The sequence below is a fragment of the Rhizobacter sp. LjRoot28 genome (assembly GCF_964253025.1).
Lineage (GTDB): Bacteria > Pseudomonadota > Gammaproteobacteria > Burkholderiales > Burkholderiaceae_C > Rhizobacter.
On sequence record NZ_CAXUQC020000001.1, the window covers coordinates 4,271,788 to 4,287,045 of the forward strand.

Consider the following 15,258-nt stretch of genomic DNA (forward strand, 5'->3'; position numbering starts at 1 on the left):
GCGAAGCGCTCCGGGCTTGCGTGACAGGCCGTCAGGCCGGGAAAGAGGCGTCCGTGGACAGGCGGTCCACCGCGGCCTGCGCGGCCGGGGTTGACGGGACGGACTCGATGCGAACGCCGTAGCCCGACCCGACAGGCATCAGCTGCCCGCAGGCCATGACCCGTTGCTGCTGCAGCGGCGAGCTGTGCAGCACCATGCTGGCGGGAGACAGCAAGGCGGCCATGTCGAGCGCCGAGGGCTTGCCGCCGCCGGTCCACCCGAGGAGATCGGGCGGCCGAAGCACCACGGGCGCGGCGAAGTGCACCGAGGCGTGGTCATTGCCGGCATGCTGCACGCGTTCACCGGTGGGGCTCACGCACAAGCGGCCGCGCGCCTCATGCAGGCGCGCGCCGAAGAGGCCGCCCTGCCCGCCGGCCGGCACGAGCCGGGCTTGCCACGTCGATGAAAACGACGCCGGCAACAGGAGCACCGCACCGGGCGCCAAGGCGCGCGCGTCGGCCTCCCCGAGTGCCATGGCGTCCAGCACGAGGGTGCACTGGACGGGCTGCCAGCGCCACGCCGCGAAGGCGTCCGGCAGTGGCCGCCCGAGTTCCGCGAGGGCCACGAGCGACAACTGCAGTTCGAGCCCGGAATCTTCATGGCACAGGCGCGCGTGCTGGCCGAGTCGGGCTGCAGCAGCCGCAGGGTCTGCCGGTGCTGGAACGGGCATCAATCCCGCACCGAACCAGTCTTCGAGCAAGGCGATCCAGGGCTCGGCGCGGGCCAGGGCCAGCGCCGCATCCAGCGTGCCACGGCGCGACAGGGCCTCGGCCGATGGGGTGGCCGCCGGCACCTTGATGCCCACCACCGCATCCGGCAGCCGCGCAACAAAGGCATGGTGCGTGGCCCCGCCCTGCAGGGTCTGCGCCTCACCGAGCTTGAGGTCTGCTCCGCCCATCACGACACCTTGCCCGTCACCATGAGCCGTGTCAGCTCGATCACGCTGCGCGCCTGCAGCTTGGTCATGGCGTTCTTTCGGTGAAGCTCGACCGTCTTGATGCTGATGCCGAGCAGGTCGGCGATCACCTTGTTGAGCTTGCCCTTGATGACCCAGTCGATCACCTCGCGCTCGCGCGCCGTGAGCCGTGCGAGGCGCGCCGCGAAGGCGTCGTCCTCCGGGCTGCCGGCGGCCGGCTGCGTCGCCGCTCCCGGCCGCGCCTCGAAGGCCAGCGCCAGCGCTGACTCGAGCGCCTCGTCGGCGAAGGGCTTCTCGATGAAGGTGACCGCGCCCTTGCGCATGGCCTCCACGGCCAGCGGCACATCGCCGTGGCCCGTCATGTAGACGACAGGAATCGCAACGCCGCGCTGGCGCAGCGACTCATGCACTTCAAGTCCCGACATGGTCGGCATGCGAACGTCGAGCAGCAGGCAGGCATCGGCCCGCGGCGTCGCCAGTGCTTCGAGCGCACGCTTCGGGTCGTCAAAGCTCTCCACGGTGAAACCGGCGCCTTCGAGCCACCAGACGGCCGACTGCAGGAACTCGGTGTTGTCGTCCACGATGTAGACGGTGCGGGCGTTCATCGCTTGGATTCCTCCTGGAGCTTCTGGATGTCGGCAGGCGGCAGCAGGGGCAGTGCCGCGTGAAAGGATGTGCCCGGCCCGTCTTCGTTGCGGGTGAACCAGAGCCGGCCCTGGTGCAACTCGACGAAGGAGCGGCAGATGTTGAGCCCGATGCCGGTGCCGGTGGGCTTGCTGGACACGAACGGCACGAAGAGCGTCTGTTCGGCGGCCTCGCTGATGCCACAGCCGCTGTCGCGCACGGTCACCTCGAGCTGCGGCCCCTCGGGCCGCGCATCGATCACCAGCGCCTTGCAGCCGGGCGGGCAGCCCCGCATGGCATCGATGGCGTTGCGCATGAGGTTGACGAAGAGCTGCTGCAGCATGACTTCGTCCGCCATCGTCCACAGCGGCGTGCCCGGCACCTCCACCTTCACGTCCACGCCCTCCCGCTCGCATTCCCAGTCGAGCAGGCTCACGCAGACCTTCAGCAGCGCGACCACGTCGACCGGCACGCGCTGCGGCGTGTGGGAATGGGTGTACTCGCGGATGCGGGCGATGACGCGCGAGGCGAACAACACCTGCTCGGTGGCTCGCTGCAGCGCCTGCAGCAGGCTGGCCTGCTCAGCGGTTGCCGACGCGCCCTGCTGCCGCTGCAGCCGCATCACGGCGCCGCGCAGCAGATTGGCCGCCGCGCCGATCGGCTGGTTGATCTCGTGGGCAAGCGTGGTCGCCATCTCGCCGATGGACAGCAGGCGCGACGTGAAGAGCAGCCGCTCACGGTCTTCCAGATGACGCTGGCGCGCCTGCGCCTCAGCCACCCGGTCCGCGAGGCGCAGCACCGTCACACCGCCGCGGCGGGTGAGCTGCGCTTCCAGCATGCGGCCGCCGCAGTCGAGCGGGCGAACCAGATCGTCGTCGAGGTCGTCCAGCAGGACCTGCAGGCCCGGCAGTGCCCCACACAAGGCCTCGATCGTGTCGTGCGCACCGCCCACCAGGTCGTCGAAGGCCGGCGCGCGCCACAGCACACGACCGGACGACGGCGCCAGCGAAGCGGCGCAGATGTCCAGTGCCTCCAGCGTGGCCATGGGCCAGTGGCTCATCGGGTCGAGGGTCGCCGACGACGTCACGGCCCGGTCGATGGTGGCGGCTTCACGGCCCATGCGCCAGTTCCTCATGATGGTGGACCGGGTCGAGCAATGGCCGCGAATGCAGCGCGATGCGCAGGCTCCACTGCGGCTCGAGCGCGCGCCAGAAACGGGTCGACTCGCGCACCCGCAGGCACACGCCCTGCACGGATTCCGGCGGCCGGGCTTGGGCGCCGAGCAGCACTTGCACCTGCGAAGCGTTCGACGTTCCGGTCACCACGGGTGCGAGCCGGCGGACGTGGCCCGCGGACTGGGTCTTGACCACATGGCTCGTCCACCAGGCGGGCGCAGGCGCGGCCGGCCAGTGCAGTTCGCCGGCGAAGCGCAGCGCACGACCGCCCGTGGCTCTGGGCCAGAGCACATCCACATGTGCCGCGGCACGCTCGCCGGCAGGCAGGCCGACGGGGGTGACCAGCAGAACGCAACGCTGGCGCCGCAGCTCGGCGAGGATCGCGCCGAGCGCCTCGCAGTCACGCTCCGCCGCGCGCAGCACCGCCAGCAGGCGCTGGTAGAGGTCGGGGTCGCCGATGCCGGGCGAAGCACGGCGCGGCGCGCCAATCTGGTCGTCTGGCGCCGGGGCCTCGTCCTGGTCGGACGAATCGGACTCGTCCGCGCCGCCATCGTCGTGGTCGAAGCCGCCACCGTGGCGCGTCGGATCCTCGACGCCCGCGGCGCGCGGGCTCGTACCGCCGCTCGGGATGTGCAGCAGCGATGCGACGGCCACGGTCGCCTGCAGTTCCGTCTGCAACGGAGCCACCTGGCTGTCGCCCCAACCCGTCACGGCGGCAGCGTTGTCACGCAGCCCCGCTTCACCGACCGTCCCCGGACGCTCGACAAGCGTCTCCGGGCGAGGCCCGGCCTGCGCCATCAAGGCCAGGGTCTGCGAAGGCGGAGCGGTGGCCGCTTCATGGCCGCCCGGCGTCTGGGCCTCGGTCCAGGTGGTCGACGCCTCGGGGGCGGCGCCCAAGGCCGCGACGCCGTTCGTGAGCGTGCTGGTCAGTGCGCCGCCTGTGCCGCCGGTCTCCACGACGCCCGAGGGCGACGCCACCAGGGCTTCCAGCGCGCTGGCGGGCGCCGGATTCGCACTGCCGCCGGCCGCCGATTCACCGCCGGCGAAGGCGCTGGTGCGGGAGACCGCGGTGATGGCTGAGATGGAGAGGTCGCTCATCGCGTGCGTTCCAGAACGTCACCGCCGTCCGTCGGCCTGCCCGTCCACACGCAGGTGTGCGGATCCCTTGGCGCCGAGCCGGCGTTGCAGCTGCGGCACGTGCCGGTCGAGCAGCTGCGCATGCTCCGCGCCCGCGACCACCGTGACGCCAACGCCACCGGTGGCCAGGGGGCGCAGTTCCACCGACGAGACCCCGGCACTGGTGGACGGCGAGAGGACGTCGAAGCGAGCCGCTTCACCCGGCGCGCGCAGTGGGGTGTCCAGGCGAGCCGCCAGCGCCGCCTGATCGCTGGCGGGCGCCGCGAGGGGCGGCGGCGGCGCAGGCTCGCCGAGCGACGCGGCGAGACGCAACGGAGCGACACCGGCTTCGGCGCGCTCCGGCAGGACCGAGGTGCCCGGCTCCGTTCCGGTCGCGGCCTGAGCCGCCTGCGGCCACCCGGCCGCAGCCTCCGGCGTATGTTCGGCGGGCGCCTGCTCCTGTTCGTCGAGCAGGCGTTCGAAGTCGTCACGCTCGGTCTGGGGCGGTCGCGCGCGAGACACCGGTTCGGCGGCGGGGCGGACGGGTGGACGGTCCAGTGCAGCGGGGTTCATCGAGGGCTCCGGGAAAGCAAGGACGGGGGGTGACCCGCCGGGCCGCACAGCGCGGGCAGGTCTTCGAGTTCGGTGTCGGATGCACGCTCGCGCCCGAGGACCCGGGCGCGGCGGCTGCGTTGCAAGGCGTCGTCGACGGCGTCTCGCCGCGCCTGGGCGCGTGAGAGTTCGCGCCGCGCCGCGTCGAGCTCGGCCTCGGCCGCCTCGAGCGCTTCCTCGTCGTCGATGAGGCCGTATTCGACCCGCTCCAGGCGTTCCTCGATCTGTTCGCGGAACGCCGTGAAGCAAGGCGCCAGGCGGGCCAGGTCGACGGCGCCCGCGCCCACGCTGAAGCGGGCATGGCGTTCGACCTCGTCACGAGCGGCGGCGATGTCGCGCTGGCGCTGGGCCACCGCAGCGGCGGCCGCCTCCACCTCGTGGCGCTTCAGTCGCACGTGCTGCTCGGCCGCATCCGCTCGCAGCGTGCGGAGCCGGAGCAGCTGGGCGAGGTCTGCCGGATGGCCGAGGGTCGGGGTGGCGGACTTCATGGGGTCACTCCGCTGAGATCGCTCAGTTGCGCGAGGGTGTCGGCGAAGGCCGATGCCGTCTCGGCCGGCTGGCGCAGCAGGGCGTTGATGGCCGGCCATTTGGCAATGGCTTCGTCGGCCAGCGCGTCGCTGCCGGCACGGTACTCACCGACTTGAAGGAGGAAGCGGATTTCAGCATGCTTGGCCATCAGCGCGCGCAGCCGGGCCGCGGCCGCGCGGTGCTCCGGCGACGTGACCCGGCCGAAGGTGCGGCTCGTGCTGGCCAGCACGTCGATCGCCGGGTAGTGGTTGGCCTGGCCCAGTTGACGCGAGAGCACCAGGTGCCCGTCGAGGATGGAGCGCACTTCCTCGGCGACCGGATCGGCGCTGTCCTCGTCCTCGAGCAGCACCGTGTAGAAGGCGGTGATGCTGCCCCGCCCGTCATTGCCCGCGCGTTCGAAGAGCCGGGGCAGCTCGGCAAACACAGACGGTGGAAAGCCGCGACGCACCGGCGGCTCGCCGATCGACAGGCCGATCTCGCGCAGCGCCCGCGCATAGCGGGTCACGGAATCCATGAGCAGCATCACGCGTGCGCCCTGCGCCCGGAACCCTTCGGCGACGGCGGTGGCCGCTTGCGCCGCACGGGCGCGCTCCATCGCCGGGCGGTCGGACGTCGAGACGATCAGCACCGAGCGGGCGAGGCCCTCGGGCCCGAGGTTGTCGTCGATGAACTCGCGCACCTCCCGGCCCCGTTCGCCGATCAGTGCAATGACGTTGACGTCCGCGGAGGCCTGGCGCGCCAGCATGCCGAGCAGGGTCGACTTTCCGCCGCCGGCGGCGGCGAATACGCCCAGCCGCTGCCCGACCCCCACGGTCAGCAGACCGTCGATGGCTCGCACGCCGGTCGCGAACGCGTCATGGATCGGCGGCCGGTCGAGTGCGGCCGGCGCGTCCGCGTGCAGCGGCGCTGCGACCAGTCCGGTCGGCAGGGGGCGGCCGTCCAGCGGCGCACCGAAGGCGTCGAGGACCCGGCCCATCAGGGCCTCGCCCACGCGCACGGTGCCTCCGTCGTGCAGCACCTCCACCTCGGCGTCGAGGGTGACGCCATGCAGCGGCGCGAGCGGCACGAGCAGCGCGTGGCCGTCGGCGAACCCCACGACCTCCGCCCCGAGCGCCGTGCCGGTGTGCACGTCGACGATGCGGCATTGCTGGCCGATGCGGGCCGGGATGCCGCTCACGCGCAGCATCGTGCCGAAGGCCTGCACGACGCGGCCGCGCTGGCTCACGGTGCGCATGCGCTGCAGGTTGTGCAGGGTGCGCTGCAGGTGCAGATCGAGCGGGCTGTCGTCCATGGCGCTCAGCTGACCTCGATGTCCACCGTCTCGGACACCCCGAGCGCCCGTGCGATCGCCGCCAGCTGGGTGTCGAGGCTCACCACGTGCTGACCATTCACGCTGTCGATCACGCAGTCGAAGGGCTGCAAGGTCTCGTCGGCGCGGACATCGGCCGACAGGCCCAGGCGCCCCACGCGTTCCCGGGTGGCTTCCACGGCTTCCGGGCTCACCCGCACGCGCGTGGGGCGCTGGGGCAGGAGCTCGACCACCGCCTGCTCGATGAGCGCGGGCACCAGCTGCTCGGCCCCCAGCGTGGCCGCGAGCTTGTTCACCACGGCGAGCGCGAGCGTCCCCACCGCGGCGCGCGTGGCCTGCGTCTGGGCGTGCTGCTCGCTCACCATGCGGGCCACCGCCTCGGTCATGCGCTCGGAGGCCTCGCGCTGGCCTTCGCGGCGCCCGGCTTCCAGACCGCTCTGGCGGGCTTGTTCCATCGCCGCCGTGACGCGGGCCCGTTCGTGCTCGAGCAGCGAGGTGAGCGCCTGGGCGCATTCGATCGAGGTGGCGAAACTGCCGATCTCGTCGGCCGGAATGACCAGCCGGTTCGTTGCCACCTGCAGCGAGCGGCGGCCATGCAACACGGTGAAGCGGTTCATGCGGCCTCCCGGTCGAGGTCACGCGCGATGTCGAGGGCCAGGCGCACCAGCCGCAGGGCCACCGAGGCGGGCAGCGCCTGGATGTCGACCGGATCGCCGCGCAGGTCGAGGACCCGGCGCACGGTCGCTTGCAAACCCGGCTCGCCGACGCTCGCCACCAGCAACGCGCCGCCCCAGGCGTGGAGGATGTCCCGCTCGCTGCGGCCATCGACTTCGGCCTGCGGCCAGACCGGCGCCTGCGTCGGCAGACCCGGCATGCCGAGCACACGCTCGAGTGCCTGCGCGCCGATGAGGTTGCGCACGCCCGTCAGCGGCCTGGCATCGAGGCAGACCCGCAGCGCGGGCGCCGCAAACAGGGCGCCCGCCAGCAGGGTCAAACGCTCCAGCTGGGCCGGCGTGCCGAGTGCCCAGGCGGGCACGGCGCCCAGGGTGTCCCAGCGCACGGCCGGCATCGCGTCCTCCGGTTCGCCCGCCCAGACCTCGTTCAGCCAGGTGGCCACGCGCGCGTTCCAGGCACGTGTGCGCCGGGCCTCGTCGGGCACGAGCGGTGGCTGCAGGGCGAGCGTCGTTTCACGCACGGCGAGCCTCCGCCGCCTCGGCCGCCCGATCGAACGCGGCCGTCGCGCCACCCGGTTGCGGGACCAGCGCCAACGCGGGCTGCCGCCTCAGGTGCCGCTGACGCCAGCCCCACAGGCCTGCGCCACCCAGCAGCAGCAGGGCGCCGACGCCCGCCGCCGCGGACAGCACCGTGTTGAGCGGGTCAGCCGCCTTCACGGGGCTGACCGCCGGGCCGGCTTCGGCCGGGAACAGGGCGACCGTGACGTTGTCGTAGGGCAGGCCCTCCACGCCGTTCACCACCAGCGCCTTCATCTGCCCCACCTGCCCGGTGAGGTCGCGACCGGGCCGGTGCTTGATGAACACGGAGGCCGACGCGGGCCGCGCCTTGTCGGCCAGCGGGTCCTTGTCGGGAACGGCCAGGTGAACGCGGGCGACCACCACGCCGTCGATCGTCTGCAGGGTGTTGGCCAGCTCTTGCGACAAGGCATAGGTGAGCCGTGCGCGTTCCTCCACGGGCGACGACACGAAGCCCTCTTTCTTGAACACCTGCCCGACGGTGTCGAAGCTGCCGCGCGGGTAGCCGTTCGCATGGAGCAGCTCGATCGCCCGGCCGAAGGACTCGGGCGGCGACGAGATGGCGAAGGTGGCCGCATCCCGCGACTCCTTGCGTGCGTCGATGCCGGAGGCCTGCAGCAAGGCGACCATTTCGTTGGCCTGTCGCTCGGAGAGCTGGCCATAGAGCTCCTGGCGGGCGCAGCCCGCAAGCAGGATCATCGCGAGCAGGGCGGGCAGGATGGGCATCCAGCGGCGGGGCAGCGAGAAGGCGGGCATGGCGTGAACTCAGGACTGCTGGCGGAAGAGCTGCTGCAAGCCGTCGGACGCGCGGTTCGCCACGTTCGAGGTGAGCTGGCAATGGAACATGAACTCCTGGCAGCGGACCGAGAGCATCACCATCTCGCCGGGCGTCATCGCACTGCCCGCCTCCACGGCGCGGTTGGCGAATTCGGCCAGGGACGCAGCCTCGTTGTTCACGTACTCGAGCGGGCGCGCCATCGCCTGCAGTGCCTCGGACGGCGCCTGCACCGGCCGCGCCTCCAGCCGCGCCTGCGACGTGGACAAGGCCTGCTCGAAGTGGCCGAGGTCGGTGAAGGACAGGCCATAGCCGGCCTGCACCCCGCCGGCCGGCATGGCGGGCGAGCCGCCCGCCGCCCCGCCAAGTCCCAGCACCGGCGAAGCGGCGAGCATGGATGGATCGATGTTCATCGAAGGCTCCTCGTCGATGCGCAGCGGCTCACTGCTTGCGGGCCATGGTCTCGAGGGCACTGCCCACGCTCGACAGCGCGGTGTGCGAGCTGTTGGAGAGGAAGCTCATCTTCAGCGACTCGGCCGAGAGGGCCGTGATGGCTGCCGGCTTGTCGTTGCCTGCACCAATGTCGTTGGACATGGTCTCGATGGTGGTGGCGGTCTTGTCGAGCGTTTCGCCCCAGGCCTGCGCCATGGCCTCGAACCAGTTGTCGGACTTGCCCGCCTTGCCGCTGGTGGGGGCGGTGGCCATCATGGAGAGGGGATTGATTGCGTTGCTCATGAAAGACTCCTGGGTTGATCGTTGAACACGGGGGACACACAACCGGCACGGCGGCCGGCGCTCAGAATTTCAGGCTCGAGACGACGCCGTCCTTGTCGAGCAGCACTTCCTGCTCGCTGATGGCCGACAGCCGATGCCCGCTGGGCAGCATCGCGCCGGTGAAGTAGCGGGTGCCGTCGACAGTGACCACGTAGGGCGCTTCGCCGGGCACGATGGACGCCACGCGCTTGCCCGGATCGTCGGCCACGGGCGTCGACACCGGGACGGCCGCCGGCGGCGAATTGCTGACCTGCAGGCCGGACAGGCCCGGCACGTCGCGGCGCGCCACCGCCTCGGCGTGCTGAAGCACCGCGGGATCGGCGACGCGGGTGGCCACGCGCACGGTGCCGACCTGGGCGAGCTCGATCGGCGGCGCCGCTTCAGCCACGACGCCGTTCATGCGAAACACCTCGCGAACACCTGCCGCGATCTGTTCACCCACCCGCACGTCGAGCACCGGTGACAGCGCGGCGGCTGACAACTGCGCCTCCAGGCGGCGTCGGTCGGCGTTGGTGAGCAGGTCGCCCTGCACGCGCAGCCGGTCGCCTTCCGCCGTGACCACACGCAGGCCGCTGAACTCGGGCACTTGCAGCAATCGGGTGAGCCGCTGGGCAGGCGACTCCATGCCCACGTGGGCCGGCGTGGCCACGCTCACGAAGGCCAGCAGGCCGGAGGCCACCAGCGTCAGCGCGCCGCCGAAGATGGCGAGCCAGGTCTCGAGCCGACGACGTGGTCGGCTGGTGGGCGCCACGGAGACGGTGGCCTCGGTGCTGGCAGGGACGCCGGGATCAGGCCGTTGGGGCGCCTCGACGGCGTCCGCTTCGGCCAGCGGCACCAAGGCCATGGATTCGGCGCGTGCCCACCCTTCGCTCTGGTCCTGACCGATCGCAAGCACCGTGTCGCCGACGCGGATGGGGGCGTAGCAGGCCCACGGGACCGTGGCGGGCGCGGTCAGCCAGCGCCCGGCCAGCAACACCCGACCGGACAGCACCTCGAGCGACGCGTCGTCCACGCCGACGTGGAGTCGCACCCGTTGCTCGGTAACCTGCGGGTCACGCAGCACGACATGGCAGCCCGTTGCATCCAGACTGCCGACGTCCACCCGGCCGCCGGGCGTGAGGGCGATGCGGGCCCCCGCCTGCGGCCCGGCGAGGACACGGAGTTCGAGGGCCTGTTCCATGCTCACTGCCGCATCTCCGAGCCACCTGCCGCCTGGGCCAGCACGCGGTCGCGCGGGCAGCCGGGCAGATCGCAGTAGCCCGAGGTTCCACCTGCGGGCGGGGCCACCGGAGCGGCCGGCTGCACTGCAGGAGGGATGGCCGGCGCCGCGGGTGCGGGCGCCGGGCCCATCGCCGCGGAGCGCCGCGCCGAGAGCCGGGGCGAGATCAGGAACATCCGCTCGATGCGCCCGCCGCTCTCGCGCTGCGTCTTGAAGAGGTTGCCGATGATCGGGATGTCGCCCAGCAACGGCACCTTGTCGACGCCACTGCCGGACGACTCGCGTGTGAGGCCCCCGATGAGCAGGCTCTCGCCTTCGTAGATGAGCGCCTGGGTGTTGATCGACGAGCGCTCCACGATGGGCAGGGCATCCACGCGCTCCGACGACAGCGTGCCGTCCTCCAGGTTGACCAGCAGCTTGATGCGAACGCCCTGGGTGTCCTTGAACACATGGGGCGTGACGCGCAGCGAGGTTCCGGCCGAGACGTTGAAGAGGTCCACCTCCTCGCGGCCGGCCACCCGCACGTAGAAGGTCTGGCTGTTGTCGAACACCGCCTCCACGTTGGACAGCGTGACGACCTGCGGGCTCGACACCACCTTCGCCGCGCCCTCGCTCTGCAGCGCGCTGATGCGGGCCACGAACTGCGCCTTGTCGCCCAGCACGGCCGAGATGACGCCCCCCATGGCGCTCGGCGTGATGGCCGAGCCGACGACGGAGCCGCCCGGCTGCAGCAGCAGGTCGGACGAGTCGCCCTTGCCGAGCAGCACCGAACTCTTGCCGGTGTTCCCGCGCCAGTTGATGCCGAGCTCACGCAGCTTGTCGGTGTTGATGTCGATGATGGTGGCTTCGATCTCGAGCGATTGCGGCTCCACGTCGAGCGACTGCACGAGCTGCTCGTAGTGCGCGAGGCGCTCCGGAGCGTCACGCACGATGACCGCATTGAGCCGGGTATCGGCCTCGATCCGCACCTGCTGCAGGTCACCCAGCACCAGTCCGCCGCCCCCCATGCCACTGCCGCCGCCCTGCACGCCGCCCCCCGAGCCGCCATAGGCGGCCATCAGCACGTCGGCCGTGCCGGGCCGCGCCTCTGCGTCGGGCAAGCCGAGCACCGGCTGGTTGGCCACGCGGCCCAGGCCCTGGCCCTTCAGGCGCGGCTGGGTCGGACGCAACGCCTGTTCGTGGCCGGCGAGGGAAGCCGGGCTGCGCGGTGATGACGTGACCAGCGAACGGATGATGCTCGCCACACCGGGCACCACCAACTGTCGCCCGGAGAAGTTGACCGTCACGTCCTGGGCCCAGGCATATCGCAGGTAGAAGACCTTGAACCCCATGGGCGGCTGCACGGCCTGGCTCACCTGGCTGGCGCGGGCGAGCTCCTCCACCTGCTCGATGAAGCGGCGGGTGCCACTGGCGATCACGGCGCCGTCGCGGGTGGCGCGGAGCGTGTTGCGCGCATCGGCCAGGCGCATCTCGGTGGCCGCGCGCATGACCTTGTCGGCCACGGCCGGGCTGGTAGGCAGCGTGCGGGCCCCCATCTCGCCGGCGGTGTACACGTGCATCACCGCGCCGTCGTAGTACATGACGAGCCCGAATGCACGGGAGATGCTGCGGGCGATGCCTTCGGCCTCGCCGTTGAAGGTGCCGTTCACATGACCCTTGACCGAGGGCGACACCGACACGGGAACGTCGAGCAGACCGAAGAGGTCCTGCAGGAAGGCGGCGATCGGTTGCTCGCGCGCGGCGAGCTGGATCTTGCGATCGGCGAACGGCGCCGGGGCCGACCAGGCCGCGCCGCTCGCGCCTAGCACGCCGGCCGCGGCGGCCGTGACGAGGCAGCGGCGCGCGATCGCGGCGAGGCGACGCGCCGGGGAAGGGTCGGAGCGCTTGGCCGGGTTTGCAGGGGCAGGAAGTGATCGGAGCATTCGCGATATCTCGTGAAAGGGCGGTTCGGAGCGGCGCTCAAGCCGCTTCGAGCAGGGGCGTGGCGGGCGCGCCGACACGGTCGGCAACGTCCAGCTTGAGCGAGGGCATCAGCTCGTGGTACGACAGCACCGGTACGTCGAAGCAGTCGAGCTCGATCAGCTTGCGGACATGGCGGCGCAGGTCCACCGTGGTGACGATCGCCGCCACGCCATGCGTGGTGACGCTGTGGCGCAACTGGTCGATGATCTGGCGTGCCGCGGCCGGGTCGATGGCCAGCTGCTGCACGCCGCCGGTGGTTCGCAAGGCCTGGCGGAGCAGGTCTTCCAGGTCCGGCAGCAGCAGGCAGGCGCGCAAGGTGCCGTGCGGTGCGTAGCGGTGGCTGATGTGGCGCTTCAAGGCGATGCGGGCGAACTCGGCCAGGGTGAAGACGTCCTTCTCGCGCTGGCCCGCCTCGGCCAGCGCCTCCAGCATGTCGCGGGCATGGCGCACCGACACCTCTTCCTCGACGAGCCGGCGAAGGATGTCGGCCAGGCGCTGCATCGGAATGGCACGCAGCACTTCCTTCACGGCCTCGGGGTAGTCCACCGAGGCGCGTGTCAGCAACGCGCTGGTTTCCTGGATGCCGAGGAACAGCGCGGTGTGCCGGCGCAGCGCCTCGCGCACGGCGTGGGCCAGCGTGTCGGGGATGGCCTCGGCCGGTACCTCGCCTTCCGCGATGGGCACCTCGAAGGCATGCAGGCGCCACGGGGCGTCGGCTTGCTGGGCATGGATGCTGATGCGCGGCAGCGCGAGGCCCAGCGTGAGCTGGAAGTGCTGGAGCACCTCCTCGAGCGCGCGAGTGAGGGAGGCGCCCTGGTCCACGCCGAGGGCGCGCGTCGGCACTTCGAGCAGCAGTGGCACGGCGGGTTGCGGCGCGGGCAGGGCGGTCGCCATGACGCCCGGCGCGGCTTCCTTGCGCTTGATGACGGCGTCGAAGGCCGGCCCCGACGCCTTGCCCAGCCGGCTGCGCAGCACCGGTGTCAGCGCAATGCCGCCGGCGCCCAGCACCAGGGCCAGCACGCCGAAGGTGGTGGCCGGGAACCCAGGCACGAAGGCGAAGAGGGCGCAGATGCCTCCTGCCACCAGCAACACGCGGGGCTTGGCCGTGAACTGCTTGCGCATGGCGTCGCCCAGGTGCTTGTCTTCCGCATCCGAGGTGCGCGTCACGATCAACCCGGCCGCCATCGCCGCCAGCAGGGCAGGGATCTGCGACACCATGCCGTCGCCGATCGTCAGCACCGAGTACTTCGTCATGGCGTGGCCCATGTCCATGCCTTGCTGGAGCACGCCGACCGCCAGGCCGCCCAGCAGGTTGATGACGATGATGACGATCCCCGCAATGGCGTCGCCCTTGACGAACTTCATCGCGCCGTCGAGGTTGCCGTGCAGCTTGCTTTCGGCTTCCAGATCGCGGCGCTTGCGCTTGGCCTCGTCCTTGTCGATCAGGCCCGAGCGCAGGTCCGAATCGATGGACATCTGCTTGCCCGGCATTGCATCAAGGGAAAAGCGGGCGGCGACCTCAGCGACGCGCTCGGCGCCCTTTGCAATGACGATGAACTGCACCACCGTGATGATGAGGAACACCACCAGCCCGACGACGAGGTTGCCGCCGGCCACCATGCGCCCGAAGGTGTCGATGATGTGGCCCGCGTCCCCGTGCAAGAGGATCATGCGGGTGGTCGCGATGGCCAGCGAGAGTCGGAACAGCGTGCTGATGAGCAACACGCTCGGGAAGACCGAGAACTCCAGCGGCGAGCCGATGTAGATCGCCATCAGCAGCAGCATGACGCCCATCGCGAGGTTCACCGCCACCAGCAGGTCGATGACGAAGAGCGGCAGCGGCAACACCATCAGCGCCACGATGGCGATGACGCCGGCCACCAGCACGAGGTCGCTGTAGCGGGACAGCGCGCCTTCCGGGCGCAGCGAGGCCGACTGGAAGTAGGCAGACAGGCTCATGGCGGCCCCTTCAGAGCGAGGGCCGCACGGCTGCCGTGTCCGTGCCTTGCCGCAAACCGAGCAACAGCCGGTAGTGCGCCATCACGGCCTTCACATAGCCTTGGGTCTCCTTGTACGGCGGCACGCGGCGGCCGTACTTCTCCACCGCCCCTTCGCCGGCGTTGTATGCCGCGATGACGAGGGTGAGGTCGTTGTCGAAACGGCGTTGCAGCGTCTTGAGGTACGCCGAACTCACTTCGAGGCTGATGCGCGGGTCGTGCAGTTCCGTCCGAGGCTGGGTGATACCAAAGCGGCGCGCGGTCGCGGGCATCACCTGCATCAGACCCAGGGCCCCGGCGTGGGAGACCGCGTCGGGGTTGTGTCGCGACTCGACGTGTGCAATGGCGTGCAGGAGCAGCGGGTCGATGCGGTAGCGCTCTGCCACCTGGCTGATCTGAGGCACCAGCGCCAGCGCACGGGCCGCCGACGATCGGCTCACGCCCTGCATCGGGCGAATGATTCCCGCGGAGCGATGACGCAGACCCTCCGTCGGAATCGCCGCGGGCGCCGCGGCGGCCGGTACGGGCGGGTTCAGCGCGGTGGTTTCCGGCCGGGCTGCCGCCCGGGCGTTTTCGTACAGCCACAGCTGCTCGGCGAAGCGTTCCGGCCGCGAGGGCACGGCCTGCTGCGCAGGTGCGACCGCGCCCGCAGCACCTCCGGCGCCGCAATGTGCGTGGGCCAGGGCGAACTTGCGGGCAATGTCGGGCGACTGCACAGCCCACGCCGCAGCGGTACTGCCGCACGCCAGGGCAGCGTCGCCATAAGTGGTCAAGATCGCAAGAATCAGCGCGCCCTTGCGCGCAGCATTGGCACCAACTACGTCAATCCGTCCGCGAAACATCGGAACTCCCGGTTCGGTGTGACCCCCGAGCCACACTGCGGTGACTTCGATGCCGGGATGTTGCCGGGGAGGGGCGTCCAGTTCGTGACGTGCATCACGCCCGTTTGTATCTGTCCGTTA

General features: G+C 71.1%; 16 protein-coding genes. All 16 read right to left on the minus strand.

Features of this window, described 5'->3' with window-relative positions; translation table 11 throughout:
- Window positions 1-31: 31 nt before the first annotated feature.
- Entirely contained in the window at window positions 32-937 is a 906-nt protein-coding gene (locus ACSQ2F_RS19625; protein WP_436025926.1) for a hypothetical protein, read from the minus strand.
- Window positions 937-1,560, minus strand: coding sequence for a response regulator transcription factor (locus ACSQ2F_RS19630; RefSeq protein WP_436025928.1), 624 nt, complete (start codon window positions 1,558-1,560; stop codon window positions 937-939). The genes ACSQ2F_RS19625 and ACSQ2F_RS19630 overlap by 1 nt, the downstream gene beginning before the upstream one ends.
- On the minus strand, window positions 1,557-2,699 hold the full coding sequence (locus ACSQ2F_RS19635; RefSeq protein WP_436025929.1) for a sensor histidine kinase: 1,143 nt from the start codon (window positions 2,697-2,699) through the stop codon (window positions 1,557-1,559). The genes ACSQ2F_RS19630 and ACSQ2F_RS19635 overlap by 4 nt, the downstream gene beginning before the upstream one ends.
- Window positions 2,689-3,852, minus strand: a complete 1,164-nt coding sequence (locus ACSQ2F_RS19640; RefSeq protein ID WP_436025930.1) for a hypothetical protein — start codon at window positions 3,850-3,852, stop codon at window positions 2,689-2,691. The genes ACSQ2F_RS19635 and ACSQ2F_RS19640 overlap by 11 nt, the downstream gene beginning before the upstream one ends.
- A gap of 18 nt (window positions 3,853-3,870) precedes the next feature.
- Window positions 3,871-4,443, minus strand: coding sequence for a hypothetical protein (locus ACSQ2F_RS19645; protein WP_436025931.1), 573 nt, complete (start codon window positions 4,441-4,443; stop codon window positions 3,871-3,873).
- Complete coding sequence (locus ACSQ2F_RS19650; protein ID WP_436025932.1) at window positions 4,440-4,970, minus strand: hypothetical protein; 531 nt, start codon at window positions 4,968-4,970, stop codon at window positions 4,440-4,442. The genes ACSQ2F_RS19645 and ACSQ2F_RS19650 overlap by 4 nt, the downstream gene beginning before the upstream one ends.
- The gene (locus ACSQ2F_RS19655) at window positions 4,967-6,301 is read right to left on the minus strand and encodes a FliI/YscN family ATPase (protein WP_436025933.1); all 1,335 of its coding nucleotides are present in this window, start codon (window positions 6,299-6,301) and stop codon (window positions 4,967-4,969) included. The genes ACSQ2F_RS19650 and ACSQ2F_RS19655 overlap by 4 nt, the downstream gene beginning before the upstream one ends.
- A 5-nt stretch (window positions 6,302-6,306) precedes the next feature.
- Complete coding sequence (locus ACSQ2F_RS19660) at window positions 6,307-6,936, minus strand: hypothetical protein (RefSeq protein ID WP_436025934.1); 630 nt, start codon at window positions 6,934-6,936, stop codon at window positions 6,307-6,309.
- A complete protein-coding gene (locus ACSQ2F_RS19665; RefSeq protein ID WP_436025935.1) occupies window positions 6,933-7,514 on the minus strand; it encodes a hypothetical protein in 582 nt (193 codons plus the stop codon). Before ACSQ2F_RS19665 ends, ACSQ2F_RS19660 begins: the two co-directional genes overlap by 4 nt.
- Window positions 7,507-8,325, minus strand: a complete 819-nt coding sequence (gene sctJ, locus ACSQ2F_RS19670; protein WP_436025936.1) for a type III secretion system inner membrane ring lipoprotein SctJ — start codon at window positions 8,323-8,325, stop codon at window positions 7,507-7,509. Before sctJ ends, ACSQ2F_RS19665 begins: the two co-directional genes overlap by 8 nt.
- Window positions 8,326-8,334: 9 nt before the next feature.
- Entirely contained in the window at window positions 8,335-8,757 is a 423-nt protein-coding gene (locus ACSQ2F_RS19675; protein WP_436025937.1) for a hypothetical protein, read from the minus strand.
- A 28-nt stretch (window positions 8,758-8,785) separates the two neighbouring features.
- Window positions 8,786-9,079: a hypothetical protein gene (locus ACSQ2F_RS19680; protein ID WP_436025938.1), complete on the minus strand. Its 294-nt coding sequence runs from the start codon at window positions 9,077-9,079 to the stop codon at window positions 8,786-8,788.
- A gap of 61 nt (window positions 9,080-9,140) precedes the next feature.
- Window positions 9,141-10,298 (minus strand): SctD/MshK family protein, encoded by a 1,158-nt coding sequence (locus ACSQ2F_RS19685; RefSeq protein WP_436025939.1) that lies wholly within the window; start codon window positions 10,296-10,298, stop codon window positions 9,141-9,143.
- Between the two features lie 2 nt (window positions 10,299-10,300).
- Window positions 10,301-12,259 carry a type III secretion system outer membrane ring subunit SctC gene (gene sctC, locus ACSQ2F_RS19690; RefSeq protein WP_436025940.1) on the minus strand — a complete coding sequence of 653 codons (1,959 nt, stop codon included), beginning with the start codon at window positions 12,257-12,259 and terminating at the stop codon, window positions 10,301-10,303.
- Window positions 12,260-12,296: 37 nt separating this feature from the next.
- Window positions 12,297-14,258 (minus strand): FHIPEP family type III secretion protein, encoded by a 1,962-nt coding sequence (locus ACSQ2F_RS19695; protein ID WP_436025941.1) that lies wholly within the window; start codon window positions 14,256-14,258, stop codon window positions 12,297-12,299.
- A 10-nt stretch (window positions 14,259-14,268) separates the two neighbouring features.
- Window positions 14,269-15,069, minus strand: a complete 801-nt coding sequence (locus ACSQ2F_RS19700; protein ID WP_436025942.1) for a lytic transglycosylase domain-containing protein — start codon at window positions 15,067-15,069, stop codon at window positions 14,269-14,271.
- Window positions 15,070-15,258: the final 189 nt, after the last annotated feature.